The sequence below is a fragment of the Chungangia koreensis genome (assembly GCF_042651785.1).
In the GTDB taxonomy this organism is placed as follows: domain Bacteria; phylum Bacillota; class Bacilli; order Bacillales_A; family Planococcaceae; genus Chungangia; species Chungangia koreensis.
The window spans coordinates 184,238-204,495 of record NZ_JBHSEC010000022.1; the positions used below are offsets into that span (position 1 = coordinate 184,238).

The window sequence follows — 20,258 nt, forward strand, 5'->3', positions numbered from 1 at the left end:
TGCACCTCCTTTTAATGAAATCGGTAGTAAACAAAGCATAATCGGTAGTAAACGGAGAAGAATCGGTAGTAAACACATCATAATCGGTAGTAAACAAAGCATAATCGGTAGTAAACGCATCACAATCGGTAGTAAACAAAAAAGGGGTTGCTCTCTAAGCACAAGCTTAGAAGGCAGCCCCTTCCTACTTTTAATCAAACGTGAATCCCTGTTCTTTTAAAAATTCTTTCATATGAAGCCGTCTCGGTTTTTCCAAGTAGTCCGCCATCTGTTCGGACCAATTCGTGTTTTTATTGTTTGACCCGCGCTCTAAATAATAATCATTCATCGTTTGATCATACTCTTTTAAGATTTCCGGATATTTGTCCTGTTCGTAACCATCTTCGTGAAGGATGGCATTTAACGGGAGACGAGGCTTCACTTCATTCCGCTCAGCGGGTACGCCAATCGTCATGCCGAAAGCAGGGAAAACTCCTTTAGGAAGTCCGAACAACTGACTAATTTCAGATGGAGCATTACGGACTCCGCCAATATAACAAATTCCATAACCTTTGGACTCTGCAGCGACCGCTACATTCTGGGCGAATAATGCTACATCTATTGAAGCTACCAACAGATTTTCAGCAGGTCCGACGGCAATATCTTTACCATGCAGTTTTGCCGCTTCTTTAAGCCTGCTAAAATCACCGCAAAACAATAAGACTGCCCCTGCTCCTAAAATCTGTTTTGGGTTTTTCGACAACTCGGCAAGTTGTTTGCGTTTTTCTGGATCTCTGACCCAAATGACAGAATACGCTTGTACAAAATGGGAACTTGCCGCATGCTGCCCTGCCTCGATCAACTCCGCTACATCTTCTTTTGTCAATTCATAATCCGTATAGCTTCGGACAGATGAATGAGACTTCAACGTATCAATGATCATATGGTTCACCTCGACTGTAAGGATATCATTTTATCTCAATAACAACCAAAGCTTTCATTCGGGAATGAAAATAGCAAATTTCTAATATTTCAAATTAAAGGTATTCCATCCTATAAACAATAGAATTATAATAGACTTTAGACCTACTTATAATTTTTAAGGAGAATACATATGGAATATACTTCAGCATTGCTAACCTCGATGTTCGAGAATGACCCGTTATTGGCGAAAACATTATTCATAAAAAAGAGTTTTTTTAACGAATTAACTCTTGTGGACGGTAGTGGAAACGTGGTTGTAAATATCGTACCAAGTGTTGCCGGAGGTGCTACTGTCTCATATGCAGATGGGGATACGGGCCATCTTTATGAAAATGTGTATGGAAGTACGACTTTGGACTTGCCGGGCATTGAGAATGACATCGTGGGTAGACCTTCTATTTTTGGAACCGAAAATTTTTCTCAAGGCGGGGATGTGATCGGGACTGTCAGCCCCAACTTTACAGGTGACGGCATTCACGGAATTGGGTCAGCAGGCAATTCTTTTACTACTTCACCAGACTTGTTCGGAAGCACTCAAGTAACTTTTTCTTCATCAATGGCTGATACATATACATACTCACAACCGTTTGATCTTCAAAATTCCTTTAGTGAAGTCGATGCCATTTCTTCGCAAATCTCGGCGGCTGATTTGGGTTCAGCTACTGATATGGTAGATGGTCTCGATGTATTGGATCTATTCTAATGGCTAAACAGATCCATCAATATTTTGAAAATCCGGTACGGGAATACAATGCCATTGATCGAGATTTGCAAAACAGACTCAATCAAGAGGTGTACAACGAAGTAAATGCTTATTCACAGTTGTTGACAGATCAGGCAATGGAGCAAGTGTGGAATCATCTTCGAAGACGGTATGAGGAATTGGATCGTTTGGAAAAATCAGTTCCGGATGAACCTTCCAAGGAAGATCGGGATTACTTTCTGAAACAGTTTTTTAAATTGACGGATCCCTCGCATGTATCAGCCGATTTGCAAAGGGCTCTTCAATTTAAGAAGATTGAAAAGGATTATGCTGAATTCATCAAAAAAATGTCATTAGGCGAGTACGGGGAACTGTTTAAGCGATATCGATATCCCGCTGAATTTTTCAATGGAATTCAACATGGCATTTTACATAGCGTGGACAACATCGTTCACGCGTTGAAGAGCTATGCAGAATCTGTGGGCAGGTATGCATTGACACTTGACTCTGTGGCGAAAAGTGCGAAGGATAAAGCATTCATTAAAGGAACAGCTTCCGTACTTGGTTTGCTTGTCGGTATTCCGTTCGCTGGTGCTGGAGTTGGCGCATTGATGGGCGGGAGTGATCAATCCAAAATCAGTGATTCTTTAGACAATGTGTTTGAAGACTGGGATGAGTATGTCGATCACTTCTACGGTTTTTTGCAAACGCTGGAGCAGACCTATCGTTTAGCTATGGCGGCTCTGTACGGTGGAACAATTCTTCGTGTAAACGACCAACTGAATCAGCTGAATATTGCTTTCAGTCAAATGGCCCTTTTAAGTAAAGATTATGCACTCGAATTAAATGGCCAAGAACGTAAAGAAACGGAAAAGTGGCTTCGTGAATCAGTCTCAGGTATAAAACAGTTGCTAACCAAGAAGTTGTGGAAGGACGCGATCCGAATTTCACAAGAGCTTTACCTTACGGTTAAGAGTCAACCTGTTGCAGCCCGTACAGAAATGTATGGTGGGAAATCAGCCATCTATGAAGCGCATTTATACTATTACCTTTCTTTCCAAGAAGCTTTGTTAGAGGAATATCAAAATGGGCATTATGATAGTTTTTATACTACAGTGAAAAAGCTGTATTCTGATATGCCGCTAACTGTTTTGGACAAAAATATTGATTCTAACTTTTCAAAAACAGGTGATTTACTGTTCCGGTTCATTAAAGAAGCCCTCAAACGAGACCGCACTGAAGATCTGCTTATAGCTCACAAGTACTTGGAAAGAGTGGGTAAGCGTTGGAAGCGGGATGGGTCTTATTTAGGGGAAACAACTAAAGATGCGGAAGCTTTTACGGATGAGTTAAAAGCGTTCTATTTATTAGAAAATTTTTTGTACATTCAATGTGGATATGAAATTGAGTTTCAATTTTTGGATGGAAGCTTGAAGAGACGACAAATCCGCGAGCTCATTAAAATCGATGAGGCGATCGGAAGGCCCGACTCCTTAACCGACTTCCTCAAGTTCCAATACCGTTCTGCTTTGTTCCATTCGTTTAAGACTTCTTTGACGAAAAATAAGAAATGGTTAGTAGCAGCAGTGTTGGCAATCGGAGTTGGAACAGGTGGATTTGTATACGGTAATGAAATCGTTGAAAAAGCAAAAGGGATTAGTCTATTTGCAGATAATTCCGAGGCAGAGACTGAAATAGTCGCAACTGCACCGATTTATTTAATGATTAATACAGAATATGCCAATGTACGCTCTGAACCGTCACTTAGCAGCTCAATTGTTGATTCCGTTGATCAGTCTATCCAGCTGGAATACTTGCATAAAGAAGCCACTGACAGCGAATATCGTACTTGGCTGTTGGTGAAGCTGCCAGATGGAAAAGACGGATGGATTAGCAGTAAAATTACAGAGAACATAGCGCAATAAGAGAAAGTCTACTTCTCCACGGGGAGGTAGACTTTTATATGTTTGTCCGTTGGCAGAGCAGATATAATTAGGAAAATCATTGTTTTTACCCCAAGGTTGACTGGCTTATTGCCCGCTATGGATTTGCTCTGTGATTCATGAATTATTCAAACATAACCATTCATGATGGTATTCAAGGGCATACTTTCGAACCTTCAAAAAACTACATTATAAGTTGGATAGAGACTATAAGCCCATTCCGTCAGTTCGGAATAGGGCTTTTTGCTTATGTTAAAATCCATTACCTTAGGCCTTTCTCTTCGACTTTCGAAGTTTCTTTGGAAATGAGTTTTGATCTTAAAGGTGAGGGGGAATACAGAAGTGCATTGCTATTTTAAGAAATTATTTTAGGAGGAGAATGAGTTGTACAAAAAGAGATGGCTGTTTTCGTTATTGTCTGTGTTGCTCATCCTTTCAGGCTGCGCAGGCTTCCAAACGGGGAAACAAGATGATGGGGCTGCAGAAGCAGAAGCTGATGGGAAAGTTGTTGTAGATTTTTGGACATTTTGGGGTTCTGAAATCAGAAGGCCGGTAATTGAAAAAATCGTTGAAGACTTTAACAATTCCCAAGATCAAATCGTTGTTAAACACACTTTTGTACCATGGGGCGATATATGGACGAAAGAACTTGCGGCAATTGCAGCAGGCGATCCACCTGATGTAGTCATTAACGACATCAATGCAACTGCACTCCGTGGACAGAAAAAGCAAGCAATGAACTTATCCCAGTTCTTAGAGAAGGACGATATTTCTGATCGTTTCTATCCTGAACTTTGGGAATCAACCTTATATGAAGGGGATTCTTATGGAATTCCATTTAATACAGATACACGTATTTTGTATTACAACAAAGATGCTTTCGAGGAAGTTGGTTTAGATCCAGAACAACCGCCGACAACATGGGCTGAACTTGAAGAGTATGCAGCTAAATTGGATAAGAAGAACGGCGAAAACTATGAACGTTTAGGTTTCTACCCTTTGTTCGGTGTCAACTATGATGTTTGGATGCTGAATGCGAGTGGTGAGAATTTTGTCAGCAAAGAAGGCGAAGTACAAATCGATACGGAGACTAACCTTGAGACACTCAATTGGTTAGTGGAGTGGAAGAACCATTATGGTGATAATGTCATCAATTCAGTTAAATCCCAAATTGATAGTCAGCAAGGGAATCCATTCTTCACTGGTAAGTTAGCGATGTTTGTGAATACGCCTACGTTCTATACACAAATCCGTGATTATGCTCCGGACCTCAATTTCGGTGTAGCAATGCTTCCTGAAAAAGAGGAAGGTAGTGGCCACACGAGCTGGGGAGGCGGGTTCGTAGCTGAAATTCCTGAAGGCTCCAGCCATCCGGAAGAAGCATGGGAGTTCATCAAATACTTGACGGATCAAGAAGCTCAGGAATATTGGGCTGTTAAAAACTATGACAATGTAGCCAATATCGAAGCAGCAGAAGCGGCAGCGAAAAGTTCGGAACTGCCTGAGAAAGACCAGGTCGTGTACCAATTGGCTGTGGATAACATGCCGAATACATTATTGACGCCGTATCCTCTTTCTGCACCGGATTTCCCGACTCTTATGAATCCGGAAATCGATAATGTCCTATTAGGCAAGAAGACGCCTGAACAGGCATTAAAGGATGCGCAGGCAGCGGTTGAAAACCTTGCAAAAGAAAACAAATAAATGGGTGAGAGAGCAGTGCTCTTCTAGTGATGACTGGAAGAGCGGGATGCTCTCTATCTTTCTCTTTATAGAAAATCAGTTCAAGCTATAACTGTAGGGGAGTTTGAGAAATGAAAAGGAAAAAATTCAACTATAAGCGGCAGGAAGGGCTTGTCGGCTATGTCTTCATCCTTCCGTGGATCATCGGCTTCCTTGTCTTCACAGCTGGACCGTTGTTATTTTCACTCGTTGCCAGCTTTACGAATTACAATATTACGTCCCAAATGGACTTTGTCGGGCTTCGAAACTACGAAAAATTGTTCGTCGACGACCAGCTCTTTTGGACCTCTCTCTGGAACACTCTTTACTATGTAGCTTTTTCTGTTCCTCTCACCACCATCGGTGCAATTTTACTTTCCGTCCTCCTCAACCAGGACGTTCCAGGCATGCGTTTCTTCCGAACGATTTATTACCTTCCGGCTGTCTTATCCGGTGTGGGTGTATATCTCTTGTGGATGCAACTATTAGACCCGAGTACAGGATTAGTCAATATGGCATTAGGCTGGTTCGGTATTGATGGGCCAAACTGGCTGTTCGATCCGGAATGGACAAAGCCCTCTTTGATTCTCATGAAGCTTTGGGGAGTAGGGGGCGGAATGCTTTTATATTTAGCAAGCCTCCAAGGCGTTTCGAAGTCGCTCTATGAAGCGGCTCAAATTGATGGAGCGAGCAGATGGCAGCAATTCCGTTATATTACTCTGCCGATGATTACACCGGTTATTTTCTTTGACGTTGTGACAAGTTTAATCGGTGGATTCCAAATTTTCCAGGAAGCATATGTCATGTCGAACGGCACTGGCGGACCTGCAAACTCCTTGCTGTTCTATAACTACTATATGTGGAATAAAGCATTCAAAGTGTTTGATATGGGATATGCCATGGCTATGTCTTGGATTTTAATCATCATCGTATTTATCCTAACAATGATTAATCTGAAGCTTGCTCCTCGGTGGGTGCATTACGAAGGGGAGTCGAAACGATGAAAGAATCTTATTTTGATAGTATGACGAACAGGAATAAGGTATTGAAGATTGCCAATTTCGTTTTGCTTTGTCTCGGAAGTCTTCTATTTCTTTCCCCTCTTTGGTGGATGATTTCAACGGCATTGAAGACGATGCAAGAAGTGATGAGCTTTCCTCCTACCTTTTTTCCGGAAGGATGGCATTGGGAGAACTTCATCAAAACTTGGGAAGCTGCGCCTTTTGATCTGTATACGATCAATACGTTGACAATCACCGTCTTGGTTGTCATCGGTCAAGTATTTGTGAACTCATTCGTGGCATACGGGTTTGCGAAGATCCCATTCAAAGGAAGGAATGTCCTATTTGCCATTGTCCTTTCAACGATGATGATACCGGGGTTCGTTACGCTAATCCCGCAGTATGTCCTATTTGCCAACTTAGGTTGGTTGAATACTTACTATCCATTAGTCGTGCCTGCCTTTTTCGGCAGCGCGTTCAATATCTTTTTGCTGCGGCAATTTTATATGACGATTCCCAATGAGATGATTGAAGCCGCTCGGATGGAAGGAGCCAGCCATTTCTATATTTGGAGAAAAATCGGCATACCACTGACTAAGCCGGCTCTGGCTACTGTAGCGATTTTCTCATTCAACGGTGCATGGAACGACTTTTTGGGTCCGCTCCTATATTTGAATGATGAGAAACTCTATACGCTCCAAATCGGACTCCAAGTATTCAAGGGAGAAATGAGTACACAGTGGAACTACTTGATGGCTGGGTCACTCTTAGTTTTATTGCCAGTGATCATCTTGTTCTTCTTCTTCCAGAAGTACTTTATTCAAGGTATCAATCTTCAATCAGGTGGAAAATGATCATAAGGAGGGTGCATGATGGCTGAGTTAGTCTTAACGAATATAAATAAGCGGTATGATAAGGCGGTTAATGCAAATGCAGTGACGGATTTTAACCTGCATGTCAAAGATGAGGAGTTCATTGTACTGGTCGGCCCTTCCGGTTGTGGGAAGTCTACAATGCTTCGGATGATTGCAGGACTTGAGGAAATTTCATCTGGCGAATTCTATTTGGATGGGAAACTGATGAACGACGTGCCTCCTTCCAATCGGAACATATCGATGGTGTTTCAGAACTATGCATTGTACCCGCATATGACGGTTTACGATAATATGGCATTCGGATTGAAAATCCGCAAAACGAATAAAAAAGAAATCGATCGCCGTGTTCGTGAAGCGGCTGAGATTTTAGGATTGCAGGATTTGCTGAAACGGAAACCGAAAGCATTGTCCGGGGGGCAGAGGCAACGTGTCGCATTAGGCCGAGCGATTGTCAGGGAAGCGAAACTATTTCTAATGGACGAGCCGTTATCGAACTTGGATGCCAAGTTGCGATTCCAAATGCGCGCAGAAATTGCCAAACTGCATCAGCGACTGAAAACGACATCTATTTATGTAACCCATGACCAAACAGAAGCGATGACGATGGCCACCCGGATTGTCATTATGAAAGAAGGAGTGATCCAGCAGGTCGGAACCCCGAAGGAAGTGTATGATTTCCCTGAGAATGTGTTTGTAGGAGGTTTCATCGGGTCGCCGTCCATGAACTTTTTCAATGGGACAATTGTGGATGGTCGCTTTGTTTCAGAGGGATTCGAGCTGAAGGTGCCGGATGAGAGAATGGCCATTTTAAATGCAATGGGTTACACCGGCAAGAAAGTTGTAATGGGTATCCGTCCAGAACATATCCAACTGCAAACAGGAAATGAAGGGTCTCGTTATGAGCCGCTCCGTGCCAAAATTGCTGTTTCTGAACTAACTGGTTCCGATATGTTATTATATTCGTCCATCGGTTCTCAAGAATTCATTGCCCAAGTAGAGTCGAGAACAATTGTTTCACCTGGCGAGGAAGTCATGCTCGGGTTTGAAATGGATAGCGCACACTTCTTCGATGTTGAAAGCGGAATGCGCATAAAAGCATCCGAACATGGCGTAGCTAAAGTTGCTAATGAACGTGAACTAAAATACACTACAAAACCTGTATTACGATATGTGTAATGGAAAAGCTGCCAGCCTAAGAAGGGGACTGGCAGCTTTAGTAGTTTAGTTGCTGAATTAGTCATGCAAGAACCGGTTGCGGATCGAAGGAGGTGGGATCATGCAACTGTCACGCTTGCCAAACCAACGATAGCGGTATTTTGCGATTAGACTATAAATTGAATCCCGGATTGGAAGCGGCAATATAGTCAAAACGGAACATATTGACCATGGCATAGTGAGATGCTTAGCAATGCGAAGGGCAGCTGTCGATTTTGTATACGCCTGGCCATCCTCTATATAGACCATGCTATCATTTCCCGTAATGCCGTGAGCGGCCATCAGATTTTCGCCAACCACGCTTTGCTGGGAGGCAAATTGAATTTTGCCCGCAGGGTCGCGATTAATGATAAACTGCACGCTGCTATTGCAAAAATTACATACTCCATCGAACAAGACGATTCGTTCCAAAGGCTCCCCTCCTATTTGGCGTCCCTTTATTCAATTATACTATGCACGAAAGAAAATGAAGCCTATTTACATAATAATTTAGGAGAATTAGGATATTGTCCGTTGCCGAATAATAGATGCTGGCATTTAATGTAGAAAACCCGAGGGGAGGTGAGATTGATATGTATCCGCACAATTTTTGTCCTACCCAGGTAGCGCCACTCCGTACAAACCCCGTCGTGTGCCCGCCGCAATACCGTTGTTTCGATTCGTTTATCCCGCGTGAAGTTCCCTTCATCCATCCGATAGTGAACGTAAACCGTCAGCATTTTGCAGACATCCCTCGTCATTACTTCACTCAATCAAATGTAACGGTTCCAGCTCGTCCAGTACCGGCGACAGGTCCGGGATTTGGCGTCCCGCCATTCGGCCGCCCGTTCTAATCACCCTTACCCCCACCTAAAGCAAAGATAGAAGGACTGTAGAACGGGTATGTCCCTCTTCCGCATATCCGTTAGTTCCCTTTGCTGCTCTGTGCTGTTTGGTACAGAGCAGTTTTATTTTTTCACCTTCCTGAAAATAGAAAATGTTGGTAGGATATATATGAGAAAGAGGTGTAAAAGTGGATTCAGCAAATGAAAAAACGAAAATCTTTCCATGGTTAGGAATTATGGTGAAGCCAAGAAGCACTTTCCGTTATGTTATTGAATATACACCGGTTAAATATGCTGGATGGTTGGCTGTTCTATTTGGATTTTTAAGTTTATTTGCTCCCTCAACAACTGACGGAGGGAAAATGTGGGGAGACCTGATTTCAGCATTAATCTTCGGAAGCATCATGGGACTCATCATCTGGTGGGTCAGCTATAAACTAAATTTCCACATCGGAAAATGGTTGGGCGGGACCGGTTCAAAAGAGGAGATGAAAATTGCAACAGGGTGGGCGTTTATCCCTTCCATTATTGGTTTAATACTCATAAATCTCCCGCTGAATATGATTTACGGAGATATTACCGGATTTTACGGAAATTCGGATTACCCGTTACAGATGATCCTGTTATACATAGGGGACCTGATTGGAATTTGGTCCATAATCATTAACATTTTGGCTATAGCCGAGGTACACAAGCTTTCAATTTGGAGATCAATCATCGTACATATTATTCCGGCTGTGCTCTTATTGATCATCCTCGTTCTCTTTAGTCTCATTTAAGGAGGTCCTGACTTAAGGGCCTCTTGTTTTAATTGAAGGGCTGAGCTATGGTGTGGATGAAGGAGGAGTGCTTTTGAACGTAATGAAAAGAGGAAAGCCTGTGAAATTGTCATTGCTCGAAGCCGTTTGGCGATACCTGCCGGTAGGTGACAGCTATGAAGAAACTAGCAGAGAGATGATCCGCCGAAGACAAGCGGGATTTGTTGGTGAACAGAGAGGAGACGCCGAATGGAAGCTGTTGGATAGTTTGGAGCCATTTGATCTGCTGCACGATCTTCATCTGCCAATCGAAGAAGTCACCTATCAGTTAGACACCATCTTTATTTCCCGAAAATTCATCTTGATCGTCGAAATGAAAAACATTGCCGGCGAAGTGAACTTTGACGAAGAGAAACATCAGTTTACCCGAAGAAAAGAGGACGAGCCGACAATCGGTCTCTCGAATCCTGCCGATCAGGTCGAACGACACCGCCGAAAGTTGAGTGCTGTATTACTACATGGACTGGGCATTCAATTGCCAATCATCGGAGCGGTTGTTTTCGCGAATTCATCCACCATTATCGGTAAAACTGTACCCGGCATCATCACAATTCACTTAAGCGGATTGCAACGTCTACTTGACAACCTCTATGAGTATTACACCCAAGATGTCCTTTCCCCGGGACAAGCTCGGCAACTTGCCGACTATTTACAAACCATCCACTCCCCTAAGATGGTCTACCCGACTTCCCTAATTCCAGAAGCAGTTTTTAAAAGGCTGCGTAACGGTGTCATGTGCACGCGATGTGATCGTGTACAAATGCACTATGAATGGAAAACCTGGACATGCCCTCGCTGCGGTCTGCGAGACAAGAATGGCCATATTCGTGCTTTACAGGATTATCGTCTCCTTTATGGGGAAACAATAACCAATAAGCAATTTCGCGAGTTTTGTAGGATTGAATCGATCTCAGCTTCTTCGAGATTATTACGAGAATTGAACCTTCCCTTTACTGGAAGCTATCGTAATCGGACGTATCGACTAAAATAAACGAACTTGCAAGTAATCGACAGTAATTTGCAAGTAAATTGGACAAACTTGCAAGTGTTCGACAAAAACTTGCAAGTAATCGACAAGAACTTGCAAGTAAACGAACGAATCCAGTACGCATTTCTTTTGCACATCCATCAACCCGCGTGTATAATTAAGTCAAAGATAGTCAAAGTCAGCCGGGCGAATACTTAGAATAATTGAGGTGAGATCATGCGGAATACATCGGATATCATTGAGAGTTATTTAAAGCAGATACTTGAAGATGAGCAAACCGGGTATATTGAGATTAAACGCAGTGAGATTGCAGAAAGATTTCAATGCGTCCCATCGCAAATCAATTACGTGATTAATACGCGATTCACTGCTGACCGCGGTTACTTGGTTGAGAGTAAGCGGGGCGGTGGAGGCTACATCCGTATTTTGCGTGTACGTCCGCATTCAAAGATCGATCTGTTAGATCATATTATGGACAGTTTACGGCAAGGTGCTTCCCAGAATGCGGCTGAAGATATTGTGTACCGTCTTATTAGTGAGGATGTTATTACGAAGCGTGAGGCGAAGCTCATGTTGAGTGCAGTGGATCGGTCTACCATTTTGACGAATTTGCCTCAGCGAGATCAAATCCGCGGACGTATTTTGCATGCGATGCTTTTGGCGTTGAAGTATCAGGAAATGTCATGACCATCAGCCATATGCAATCCATATAAAAGAGGTGTCGTCCATATGATTTGTGATAATTGCAAACAGCGGCCGGTATCGGTCGTCATTAAACAAATGCAGAACGGTGTAGCAACGGAGCGGCATTTGTGCGAAGTTTGTGCCTCGCATTCGACGTCGATCCAAGTGGATTACTCCAATGATCCGTTGTCACTTAACCAATTTCTATCCCATTTCTTTGGGACCGGTGCATTCCAGTCGACTGCACCGAAACAGCAACAAGCTGTTACATGCGAAAATTGCGGCATGACGTTCCGTGAGTTCTTGAATCGTGGGAAATTCGGTTGTTCCCATTGCTATGAAAGCTTTAGTGAACAACTACCCCAAGTATTTAAGCGTCTCCATAATGGAAATGTGAAACACGTAGGGAAAGTGCCGTCCAGTTTTAATGCAACGTATGCTTTGAAACGGAAAGTTGAGGATTTACGTCTTCAATTAAAGACAGCCATCGAGGAAGAACGTTTTGAAGATGCTGCCAAGCTCCGTGATGAAGTACGGGTATTAGAACATCAACTCCATAACGGAGGTGAAGGTAAAGATGTCGATTGAACGGTTTATTAAACAAGGTGTAACCGGGTGGATGACGAGCGAAGGTGAACATGCCGATATCGTAATGTCTACTCGGATCCGATTGGCACGTAACTTAGTGGGTTACCGGATGCCGCTGTCGTTTTCGGAAGACGAAGCCCATCAAGTCGATCAGCAAGTAACAGCTGTTTTGCTGGAAGCGGGTCCTGAGTTAAATACGAATTTCACAAGTTTGCAGATGGGCGATGTTCAGCCGCTCCAACGGCAGGTGCTCGTGGAAAAGCATTTAATCAGTCCGCAGTTGGCTAATCCTGATCGTCCAGGCTCGGTTATCCTTTCTGACGACGAAACGATTAGCGTCATGGTGAACGAAGAAGACCATATCCGCATTCAAGTGTTATCACCAGGCCTTCAACTGATGGAAGCTTATCAGAAAGCGAACCAGGTTGATAACATATTAGAAAAGGATTTGCCATATGCTTTTGATGAACGGTTCGGTTACGCGACAACTTGTCCGACAAACACAGGTACAGGTCTGCGGGCTTCCGTCATGATGCACTTGCCGGCCCTTACCATAACGAACCGCATGAACAGGATCATCCCGCAAATTGCCCGTCTTGGTATGGTTGTTCGGGGGATTTACGGGGAAGGTACGGAAGCGCTAGGAAATATCTATCAAGTGTCCAACCAAATTACTTTAGGGAAATCGGAAGAGGACATCCTGACCGACTTGCTTAGTATCGCGGAGCAAATCATTCAGGAAGAGCGCACAGCGCGGCATACACTCATGACGAATTCACCTACCGCGTTGGAAGACCGCTTATATCGTTCGCTTGGCGTGCTCTCGTACGCTCGGCTTTTATCGACGGATGAAGCGGCCAAATGCCTGTCTGATGTCCGTCTTGGGATAGACTTAAAGATGATTCAAGATATCGATATGTCAATTTTGAATGAGCTGATGATTTTCATGCAGCCTGCATTTTTGCAGGAATATGCAAGTACAGAACTAAAACCGCGTGAACGGGATGTGTTCCGAGCAAAATTGTTCCGTGAGCGACTTCAAATGGATCACCGTAAAAAAGGAGAACCTGGCGGGGAATGATGGGCGCTTCAGCCTATTATTCCCTGCAAGCAAATCGGTTGCACACGCTCCTATTTTTTATTATAATAAAGTCAAAGATAGTCAAAGTCAGACTATGAAAAAATAATCCGCTTTTAGGAAGGGGATTATTCACTTCACAGCGAATCAAAGAATTCTATATAGAAGGCTATGTTTTGTGTAGTTTCACTTCAGAAGCTTACGGGAATGCTTTAGCATAGAGGCCCGTTCGAATATGAACGATTAGAAGGAGAGGATCTACTTATGATGTTTAACCGTTTTACGCAACGTGCACAGAAAGTGCTTCAGCTTGCACAAGAAGAAGCAATTCGTATGAAGCACGAATCAATCGGCACTGAACATATACTACTTGGACTAATCCGTGAAGGCGGCGGAATTGCTGCGAAAGCTTTAGAAGCGATCGATGTAAATTTAGAAACGATTGAAGAAGGAATTGAAAAGCTTGTCGGTATCGGTTCTAAAGATGTCGGCCCCATTGTCCACTATACACCTCGGGCTAAAAAGGTCATCGAGCTTTCGGTGGACGAATCGCGTAAGCTTGGTCATTCCTACATTGGAACTGAACACTTGCTTCTTGCGCTAATCCGTGAAGGAGAAGGTGTGGCGGCTCGTGTATTGAATAATGCGGGTGTAAGTCTCAACAAGGCACGTCAACAAGTGTTGCAACTATTGGGCAGCAATGACCACACACAAACTGGTCATGGTGCTAACCCGGCAGCTAACACGCCTACACTTGATAGTCTGGCACGTGATTTGACTCAAATAGCGCGTGAAGGATCTCTTGACCCGGTCATTGGCCGCAGTAAAGAAATTACACGTGTTATTGAGGTGCTATCGCGCCGTACGAAGAACAACCCAGTTCTGATCGGTGAACCTGGGGTAGGTAAAACTGCAATCGCGGAAGGTCTTGCACAGCAAATCGTGAATAACGAAGTGCCGGAAATCCTTCGCGACAAACGTGTCATGACACTCGATATGGGTACAGTCGTTGCTGGTACAAAATATCGTGGTGAATTTGAAGACCGTCTTAAAAAGGTAATGGATGAAATCCGTCAAGCTGGTAACGTCATCTTGTTCATCGATGAATTGCACACATTGATCGGTGCAGGAGGAGCGGAAGGTGCAATTGATGCTTCCAACATCTTGAAACCATCCCTTGCGCGTGGTGAGTTGCAATGTATCGGGGCAACAACTCTTGACGAGTACCGCAAATACATTGAGAAAGATGCTGCGTTGGAACGCCGATTCCAGCCGATCCAAGTCGATGAACCGACAGTGGATGAATCCATTCAAATCATTCACGGTTTGCGTGACCGTTATGAAGCGCATCACCGAGTGAAGATTACAGATGAAGCAATCGAAGCGGCAACAAAACTTTCGGACCGCTACATCTCCGACCGGTTCTTGCCGGATAAAGCGATTGACGTAATTGATGAAGCAGGTTCAAAGGTACGTCTTCGCTCTTATACAACTCCTCCAAACTTGAAAGAACTTGAGTCCAAGTTGGAAGGAATACGTTCTGAAAAGAATGCAGCTGTCCAAAGCCAAGAATTCGAAAAAGCTGCGGCACTCCGTGATACAGAACAAAAATTAAAAGAAGAATTAGAAACAACGAAGAAACAATGGAAAGAAAAGCAAGGCAAAGAACAATCCGAAGTGACAGTGGAGGACGTAGCGGCAGTTGTTTCAATGTGGACTGGAATCCCGGTATCCAAGATTGCTCAAACGGAATCTGAAAAGCTCTTGAACTTGGAAGAACATCTTCATAAGCGTGTCATCGGCCAATCGGAGGCTGTTACGGCTATTTCCCGGGCAATCCGACGTGCACGTGCCGGATTGAAGGATCCGAAACGTCCAATTGGTTCATTCATTTTCCTTGGGCCTACAGGTGTCGGGAAGACCGAACTTGCTCGCGCACTGGCTGAAGTCATGTTCGGTGATGATGACGCGATGATCCGAATCGATATGTCCGAGTACATGGAAAAACACTCGACATCCCGTCTTGTCGGCTCACCTCCTGGATATGTCGGATATGATGAGGGCGGTCAGTTGACTGAAAAAGTTCGCCGTAAACCTTACTCCGTGGTCTTGCTCGATGAAATCGAAAAAGCACATCCGGATGTCTTCAATATCTTGCTCCAAGTATTGGAGGACGGCCGTTTGACTGACTCGAAGGGACGGACGGTTGACTTCCGGAATACGGTGGTAATCATGACATCCAACGTTGGTGCTTCCGAATTGAAGAAAAATAAATACGTAGGCTTCAGTATTCAAGACGGTGAAAAAGATTACAAGGACATGAAGGATAAAATGCTTGAAGAGTTGAAAAAAGCATTCCGTCCAGAATTCTTGAACCGTGTCGATGAAATGATCGTGTTCCACTCACTTGAGAAAGAACACTTGAAAGAGATTGTTACATTGATGACGGGCCAATTGAAAAACCGTTTGAAAGAGCAGGATATTGATCTTGAATTAACAGAAGCGGCAATGGACAAAATTGCCAAAGAGGGTTATGATCCGGATTATGGAGCACGTCCACTTCGCCGGGCACTTCAAAAGCACGTCGAGGACCGTCTATCCGAGGAATTGCTTAAAGGGCAAGTTCTAACAGGCGGAGCGGTTGTGTTCGATGTTGAAGATGACGATTTCGTTGTCCGTGTAAAAGAAAAAGTAGCTGAAGCTTAAGCAGACAAAGCGGGACATTCCGCCGGACGGACTTTCCGTCTGGAGTGGAATGCCCGCTTTATTACATATGAGTATGGATTGTATCGGCAGAAACCTTCAGTCAAGTCATACGTACTACTAATAGAACGATTAGAGGAGGAAAAAATGGCCAAGAAAAAAACGAAATTCATGTGCCAGTCATGTGGCTATGAATCTGCTAAATGGATGGGCCGCTGCCCGGGTTGTGGGCAATGGAATACGATGGTGGAAGAAGTGGAAATCGTATCTAAGGCGAAAGGCCCTCGTGGAGCTTTCCAGCACTCGAGTACCGTATCCCAGAAAGCTACCCCGATTATGACGGTTGAAACGGCTGAAGAACCCCGCATTGAAACCGAAATGGATGAGTTGAACCGGGTGTTAGGTGGAGGGATCGTCCCGGGTTCCTTAGTGCTCATAGGTGGCGATCCAGGAATCGGCAAGTCGACTTTACTTCTTCAAGTATCGGCGCTTCTATCGAACAGGGGATTGCGCGTATTATATATTTCCGGGGAGGAATCAATCCGCCAGACGAAATTGCGTGCAGAGCGTCTCGGCGTTCAATCACCGGAACTTTATATTTATTCTGAAACGAATTTAGAGCTGATCAACCAAACGATTGAAGATGTAAATCCGGCGTTCGTCATTGTCGACTCGATTCAAACCGTCCATCATCCTGAAGTGACATCTGCACCCGGAAGCGTTTCTCAAGTCCGTGAATGTACAGCTGAACTGATGCGGATTGCTAAAACTAAAAACATTGCAACGTTCCTTGTCGGCCACGTAACAAAGGAAGGGCAGATTGCGGGACCTCGTCTATTGGAGCATATGGTCGATACCGTTCTTTACTTTGAAGGGGAGCGGCATCATACGTATCGGATATTGCGAAGTGTTAAAAACCGTTTCGGCTCGACCAATGAAATTGCCATTTTCGAAATGGTCCAAAGCGGCTTAAGAGAAGTGTTGAACCCTTCTGAACTATTCCTGCAGGAAAGGGCACAAGGTGCAACCGGTTCGACCGTGGTGGCGTCAATGGAAGGGACGAGGCCGATTTTAGTGGAAATCCAGGCACTTGTGACACCATCCAGCTTCAACTATCCGAAGCGTATGGCTACAGGTGTTGACCAGAACAGGGTGTCATTGCTGATGGCTGTACTGGAAAAACGAATGGGCATGCTGCTACAGGCTCAAGATGCCTATATTAAAGTGGCAGGCGGTGTAAAACTTGATGAGCCGGCAATTGATCTCGCCGTGATGACGAGTATCGTCTCCAGTTACCGTGATGTACCGGTCAAAGCTTATGATTGTGTAATCGGCGAGGTTGGTCTATCAGGAGAAGTGCGCAGAGTCACCAGAATTGAACAACGTGTATCCGAAGCAGCAAAATTAGGATTTAAAAGAGCCATCGTACCATCATCCAATTTGGGTGGATGGGACTATCCGCCTGATATTCAAATCATCGGCGTAGAAAATGTAAACGATGCATTAAAGGTTGCGTTTGGGGAATAGGGGAACTATTCTTCCTCTTCCTTTTATTAACCGGGAAGACCAAGTTTCTCTTCCCTTTTTCTCATTTTTGGGTAAAACAACCCCTTCAGAACAGCGTCTTTTATAGGAAATGTGTATAATCTAGGAAAAGGAGGTGGACGAATTGTTAAAAATAAGCATTCAAGTTGTATTTGTGCTGATTGGCGGGACACTGGGAGTTCTATTCTTACCGTTTTTATACATGTTCTTAAATTTATCCGATAATTCCTGGGTGGCAAATGCCTACGTCTCGGCTATTGTGGGTGCAATCATTTTTTATCTGCTATCCCTATTATTTGCGGACTCTGTCGTCAACTTTATTAAATGGATTGAGGAAGGCCTTCTTAAAGCACCGATCGGGGACCTGTTATTCGGAACTATTGGGTTGATTGTGGGATTGATTCTGGCGTTTCTATTATCGTCCGCTGTCAATACTATCATGATTCCGGTCGTCCAAACGGTCGTCCCAATCTTGCTGACGGTGTTGTTAGGCTATTTAGGTTTTCAGGTGGGATTCAAAAAACGGGAAGAAATCCTTCAAATGTTTGCCGGTAACAAATCGGGACCCGCGAAGAAAAAGAATGCAGAAGTCGACAAAGATGAACAGGCACTCTCGGCCACGTACAAACTATTGGATACGAGTGTCATCATAGACGGACGAATTTCGGATATTTCGCAAACCGGCTTCATTGAAGGGGTAATGGTCATTCCACAGTTCGTCTTATCAGAGCTCCAGCATATTGCTGATTCGTCCGATACTTTGAAGCGTACGAAAGGACGAAGAGGACTGGATATTCTAAAGAAACTACAAGAAGAGCGTCACTCGTCAGTGCTTATCGTAGAAGAGGATTTCGAGGATGTGCCGGAAGTTGATATGAAATTGGTCCGGCTCGCTAAGAAGATGGGCGGCGTTGTCGTAACGAACGACTTCAATCTGAATAAAGTATGTGATCTTCATAAAGTTCCGGTATTGAATATCAACGACTTGGCGAATGCCGTCAAGCCGGTTGTCATTCCTGGCGAGGATATGCATGTTGTAGTTATTAAAGACGGTAAAGAGCACAACCAAGGTGTCGCATACTTGGATGATGGAACGATGATTGTCATCGAAGAAGGAAAGTCATTCATTGGCCAGGCAATCGACGTAGTCGTTACGAGCGTGCTCCAAACATCTGCAGGCCGTATGATTTTCGCCAAGCCAAAACAAAATGGCGGCAAAATGGCTGCTTCAAATTAATAGAACAAAAGGAGGAAGGAGCTAACCGGATGGCTTCTTCCTTTTCTCTGCCTTAAAGGGACGCATTCAAGAGTTGAATTCTGTATAATGGAATGGAGAATGAATCGACAGTAGAAGGATTGACGTACGAATGAAGTATGAAGTGATCTTGCCCGCAGCTGGAAGTGGAAAGCGGATGGGTGCCGGCGAGAATAAGCTGTTTTTGAAATTGAATGGCATTCCGATCTTAATACACACACTAAATGTGTTCCAAGAAGACCAGGATTGCAGTGGCATTTGGCTCGCTGCCAAGCCTGAAGAACAGGATGATATCCGTTCCCTTCTGGATGAGTATGGAATCACAAAGGTGAAATCTATAGAAACTGGTGGAGATGAACGGCAGCATAGTGTTCAGGCTTGTGTCAAAGTAGTGGAAGGAACGGACATTGTTCTTGTCCATGATGCGGCGAGACCATTTATCCATAAAGAGGTGATTTCCCGCCTTGCGGATGAGGCTGACCGGAGCGGTGCTGCTGTAGCAGGCGTTCGGGCAAAGGACACAATGAAGTTAGTAGAGGATGGTGTCATCCAAGAGACGGTCAATAGAGAAAACCTATGGATCATCCAAACTCCTCAAGCTTTTAAAAGCAGTGTGTTGAAGGAAGCGGAGGAGAGAGCTGAGGCTGATGGTTTCCTGGGGACGGATGAAGCTATGCTGGTTGAACGGCTCGGGCATCCCGTTACGATTGTGGAAAGCACTTATGACAACATAAAAATGACGACGGTGGATGATTTGATCTTCGGAGAAGCGATCATCAAGAGCCGACAGGAGGAAAATTGAAATGTTTCGGATTGGACAAGGATATGACGTACATGCATTTGCAGAGGAAAGACCGCTTATTATTGGGGGAGTGACAATCCCACACGATAAAGGTCTGATTGGCCACTCTGATGCAGACGTATTACTACATGCAATAACAGACGCTGCTTTAGGTGCTATTGGCGAAGGTGACATCGGCAGGCACTTCCCGGACACAGACGCTGCATTCAAGGATGCAGACTCAGCAAAGCTTTTAGAGGAAATCTGGAAGGTTGTTGAAGAGAGAGGCTATGAACTCGGAAATATTGACTGTACGATTATTGCACAGCGTCCGAAGATGGCGCCCCATATCGAAGAGATTCGCGGACGAGTAGCGCAATTACTAAAAGCGGATGTTTCACAAGTAAATGTAAAAGCGACAACGACCGAAAAACTCGGATTTACAGGACGTGAAGAGGGGATTGCATCGTTAGCTTCAATTTTATTGGTTAAAAAAGGTGCCGCTCTTTAAAAAGCGTATGTTGAGTGATAAAATAGCACAGAACTAAAATTGTACGATCTATTAGGAGGAT

Annotated in this window: 18 protein-coding genes and 1 pseudogene; 17 read left to right on the forward strand and 2 right to left on the reverse strand. The window is 44.1% G+C overall.

Going from position 1 to position 20,258, the window contains the following annotated elements; all coding sequences use genetic code 11:
• Nucleotides 1-190: 190 nt before the first annotated feature.
• Complete coding sequence (nfsA, locus tag ACFOZY_RS15625) at nucleotides 191-922, reverse strand: oxygen-insensitive NADPH nitroreductase (protein ID WP_378157381.1); 732 nt, start codon at nucleotides 920-922, stop codon at nucleotides 191-193.
• Between the two features lie 171 nt (nucleotides 923-1,093).
• Between nfsA and ACFOZY_RS15630 the strand changes: the two genes are divergently transcribed.
• The 6 genes and pseudogenes from ACFOZY_RS15630 to ACFOZY_RS15655 all read left to right on the forward strand — a co-directional run.
• The gene (locus ACFOZY_RS15630; protein WP_378157189.1) at nucleotides 1,094-1,666 is read left to right on the forward strand and encodes a hypothetical protein; all 573 of its coding nucleotides are present in this window, start codon (nucleotides 1,094-1,096) and stop codon (nucleotides 1,664-1,666) included.
• Nucleotides 1,666-3,591: an SH3 domain-containing protein gene (locus tag ACFOZY_RS15635; protein ID WP_378157191.1), complete on the forward strand. Its 1,926-nt coding sequence runs from the start codon at nucleotides 1,666-1,668 to the stop codon at nucleotides 3,589-3,591. The genes ACFOZY_RS15630 and ACFOZY_RS15635 overlap by 1 nt, the downstream gene beginning before the upstream one ends.
• Nucleotides 3,592-3,993: 402 nt before the next feature.
• A complete protein-coding gene (locus ACFOZY_RS15640; RefSeq protein ID WP_378157193.1) occupies nucleotides 3,994-5,313 on the forward strand; it encodes an ABC transporter substrate-binding protein in 1,320 nt (439 codons plus the stop codon).
• Nucleotides 5,314-5,423: 110 nt separating this feature from the next.
• Complete coding sequence (locus ACFOZY_RS15645; protein WP_378157196.1) at nucleotides 5,424-6,335, forward strand: carbohydrate ABC transporter permease; 912 nt, start codon at nucleotides 5,424-5,426, stop codon at nucleotides 6,333-6,335.
• Nucleotides 6,332-7,186 carry a carbohydrate ABC transporter permease gene (locus ACFOZY_RS15650; RefSeq protein WP_378157198.1) on the forward strand — a complete coding sequence of 285 codons (855 nt, stop codon included), beginning with the start codon at nucleotides 6,332-6,334 and terminating at the stop codon, nucleotides 7,184-7,186. The genes ACFOZY_RS15645 and ACFOZY_RS15650 overlap by 4 nt, the downstream gene beginning before the upstream one ends.
• Before the next feature lie 18 nt (nucleotides 7,187-7,204).
• Nucleotides 7,205-8,302 (forward strand): annotated as a pseudogene (locus tag ACFOZY_RS15655) (ABC transporter ATP-binding protein); the annotation flags it as partial.
• A 138-nt stretch (nucleotides 8,303-8,440) separates the two neighbouring features.
• Here ACFOZY_RS15655 and ACFOZY_RS15660 read toward each other — a convergent pair.
• Nucleotides 8,441-8,833, reverse strand: a complete 393-nt coding sequence (locus ACFOZY_RS15660) for a thiol-disulfide oxidoreductase DCC family protein (RefSeq protein WP_378157200.1) — start codon at nucleotides 8,831-8,833, stop codon at nucleotides 8,441-8,443.
• A gap of 161 nt (nucleotides 8,834-8,994) precedes the next feature.
• Here ACFOZY_RS15660 and ACFOZY_RS15665 point away from each other — a divergent pair, with 161 nt between their 5' ends.
• The 11 genes from ACFOZY_RS15665 (at nucleotide 8,995) to ispF (ending at nucleotide 20,197) form a co-directional block, all read left to right on the forward strand.
• Nucleotides 8,995-9,255 carry a hypothetical protein gene (locus ACFOZY_RS15665; RefSeq protein ID WP_378157202.1) on the forward strand — a complete coding sequence of 87 codons (261 nt, stop codon included), beginning with the start codon at nucleotides 8,995-8,997 and terminating at the stop codon, nucleotides 9,253-9,255.
• Between the two features lie 179 nt (nucleotides 9,256-9,434).
• Entirely contained in the window at nucleotides 9,435-10,025 is a 591-nt protein-coding gene (locus tag ACFOZY_RS15670) for a YIP1 family protein (protein WP_378157204.1), read from the forward strand.
• A gap of 82 nt (nucleotides 10,026-10,107) precedes the next feature.
• The gene (locus ACFOZY_RS15675; protein WP_378157384.1) at nucleotides 10,108-11,055 is read left to right on the forward strand and encodes a nuclease-related domain-containing protein; all 948 of its coding nucleotides are present in this window, start codon (nucleotides 10,108-10,110) and stop codon (nucleotides 11,053-11,055) included.
• Between the two features lie 213 nt (nucleotides 11,056-11,268).
• The gene (locus ACFOZY_RS15680; RefSeq protein WP_378157206.1) at nucleotides 11,269-11,739 is read left to right on the forward strand and encodes a CtsR family transcriptional regulator; all 471 of its coding nucleotides are present in this window, start codon (nucleotides 11,269-11,271) and stop codon (nucleotides 11,737-11,739) included.
• Between the two features lie 42 nt (nucleotides 11,740-11,781).
• A complete protein-coding gene (locus ACFOZY_RS15685; protein WP_378157208.1) occupies nucleotides 11,782-12,324 on the forward strand; it encodes a UvrB/UvrC motif-containing protein in 543 nt (180 codons plus the stop codon).
• The gene (locus tag ACFOZY_RS15690; protein WP_378157210.1) at nucleotides 12,314-13,405 is read left to right on the forward strand and encodes a protein arginine kinase; all 1,092 of its coding nucleotides are present in this window, start codon (nucleotides 12,314-12,316) and stop codon (nucleotides 13,403-13,405) included. The genes ACFOZY_RS15685 and ACFOZY_RS15690 overlap by 11 nt, the downstream gene beginning before the upstream one ends.
• A gap of 261 nt (nucleotides 13,406-13,666) precedes the next feature.
• Nucleotides 13,667-16,108 carry an ATP-dependent protease ATP-binding subunit ClpC gene (gene clpC, locus ACFOZY_RS15695; RefSeq protein WP_378157212.1) on the forward strand — a complete coding sequence of 814 codons (2,442 nt, stop codon included), beginning with the start codon at nucleotides 13,667-13,669 and terminating at the stop codon, nucleotides 16,106-16,108.
• A 144-nt stretch (nucleotides 16,109-16,252) separates the two neighbouring features.
• Complete coding sequence (radA, locus tag ACFOZY_RS15700) at nucleotides 16,253-17,632, forward strand: DNA repair protein RadA (RefSeq protein WP_378157214.1); 1,380 nt, start codon at nucleotides 16,253-16,255, stop codon at nucleotides 17,630-17,632.
• Between the two features lie 142 nt (nucleotides 17,633-17,774).
• Nucleotides 17,775-18,887: a PIN/TRAM domain-containing protein gene (locus tag ACFOZY_RS15705; protein WP_378157216.1), complete on the forward strand. Its 1,113-nt coding sequence runs from the start codon at nucleotides 17,775-17,777 to the stop codon at nucleotides 18,885-18,887.
• Between the two features lie 130 nt (nucleotides 18,888-19,017).
• On the forward strand, nucleotides 19,018-19,707 hold the full coding sequence (gene ispD / locus ACFOZY_RS15710; protein WP_378157218.1) for a 2-C-methyl-D-erythritol 4-phosphate cytidylyltransferase: 690 nt from the start codon (nucleotides 19,018-19,020) through the stop codon (nucleotides 19,705-19,707).
• A gap of 1 nt (nucleotide 19,708) precedes the next feature.
• Nucleotides 19,709-20,197 (forward strand): 2-C-methyl-D-erythritol 2,4-cyclodiphosphate synthase, encoded by a 489-nt coding sequence (gene ispF, locus ACFOZY_RS15715; RefSeq protein WP_378157221.1) that lies wholly within the window; start codon nucleotides 19,709-19,711, stop codon nucleotides 20,195-20,197.
• Nucleotides 20,198-20,258: the final 61 nt, after the last annotated feature.

Coding starts and splice junctions, on each gene's coding strand:
- ACFOZY_RS15675 (WP_378157384.1), top strand. CDS start 10,108: ATGAAAAGAGGAAAGCCTGTGAAATTGTCATTGCTCGAAGCCGTTTGG.
- ispF (WP_378157221.1), top strand. CDS start 19,709: ATGTTTCGGATTGGACAAGGATATGACGTACATGCATTTGCAGAGGAA.
- ACFOZY_RS15645 (WP_378157196.1), top strand. CDS start 5,424: ATGAAAAGGAAAAAATTCAACTATAAGCGGCAGGAAGGGCTTGTCGGC.
- ACFOZY_RS15665 (WP_378157202.1), top strand. CDS start 8,995: ATGTATCCGCACAATTTTTGTCCTACCCAGGTAGCGCCACTCCGTACA.
- radA (WP_378157214.1), top strand. CDS start 16,253: ATGGCCAAGAAAAAAACGAAATTCATGTGCCAGTCATGTGGCTATGAA.
- ACFOZY_RS15635 (WP_378157191.1), top strand. CDS start 1,666: ATGGCTAAACAGATCCATCAATATTTTGAAAATCCGGTACGGGAATAC.
- nfsA (WP_378157381.1), bottom strand. CDS start 922: ATGATCATTGATACGTTGAAGTCTCATTCATCTGTCCGAAGCTATACG.
- ACFOZY_RS15630 (WP_378157189.1), top strand. CDS start 1,094: ATGGAATATACTTCAGCATTGCTAACCTCGATGTTCGAGAATGACCCG.
- ACFOZY_RS15690 (WP_378157210.1), top strand. CDS start 12,314: ATGTCGATTGAACGGTTTATTAAACAAGGTGTAACCGGGTGGATGACG.
- ispD (WP_378157218.1), top strand. CDS start 19,018: ATGAAGTATGAAGTGATCTTGCCCGCAGCTGGAAGTGGAAAGCGGATG.
- ACFOZY_RS15685 (WP_378157208.1), top strand. CDS start 11,782: ATGATTTGTGATAATTGCAAACAGCGGCCGGTATCGGTCGTCATTAAA.
- ACFOZY_RS15680 (WP_378157206.1), top strand. CDS start 11,269: ATGCGGAATACATCGGATATCATTGAGAGTTATTTAAAGCAGATACTT.
- ACFOZY_RS15650 (WP_378157198.1), top strand. CDS start 6,332: ATGAAAGAATCTTATTTTGATAGTATGACGAACAGGAATAAGGTATTG.
- clpC (WP_378157212.1), top strand. CDS start 13,667: ATGATGTTTAACCGTTTTACGCAACGTGCACAGAAAGTGCTTCAGCTT.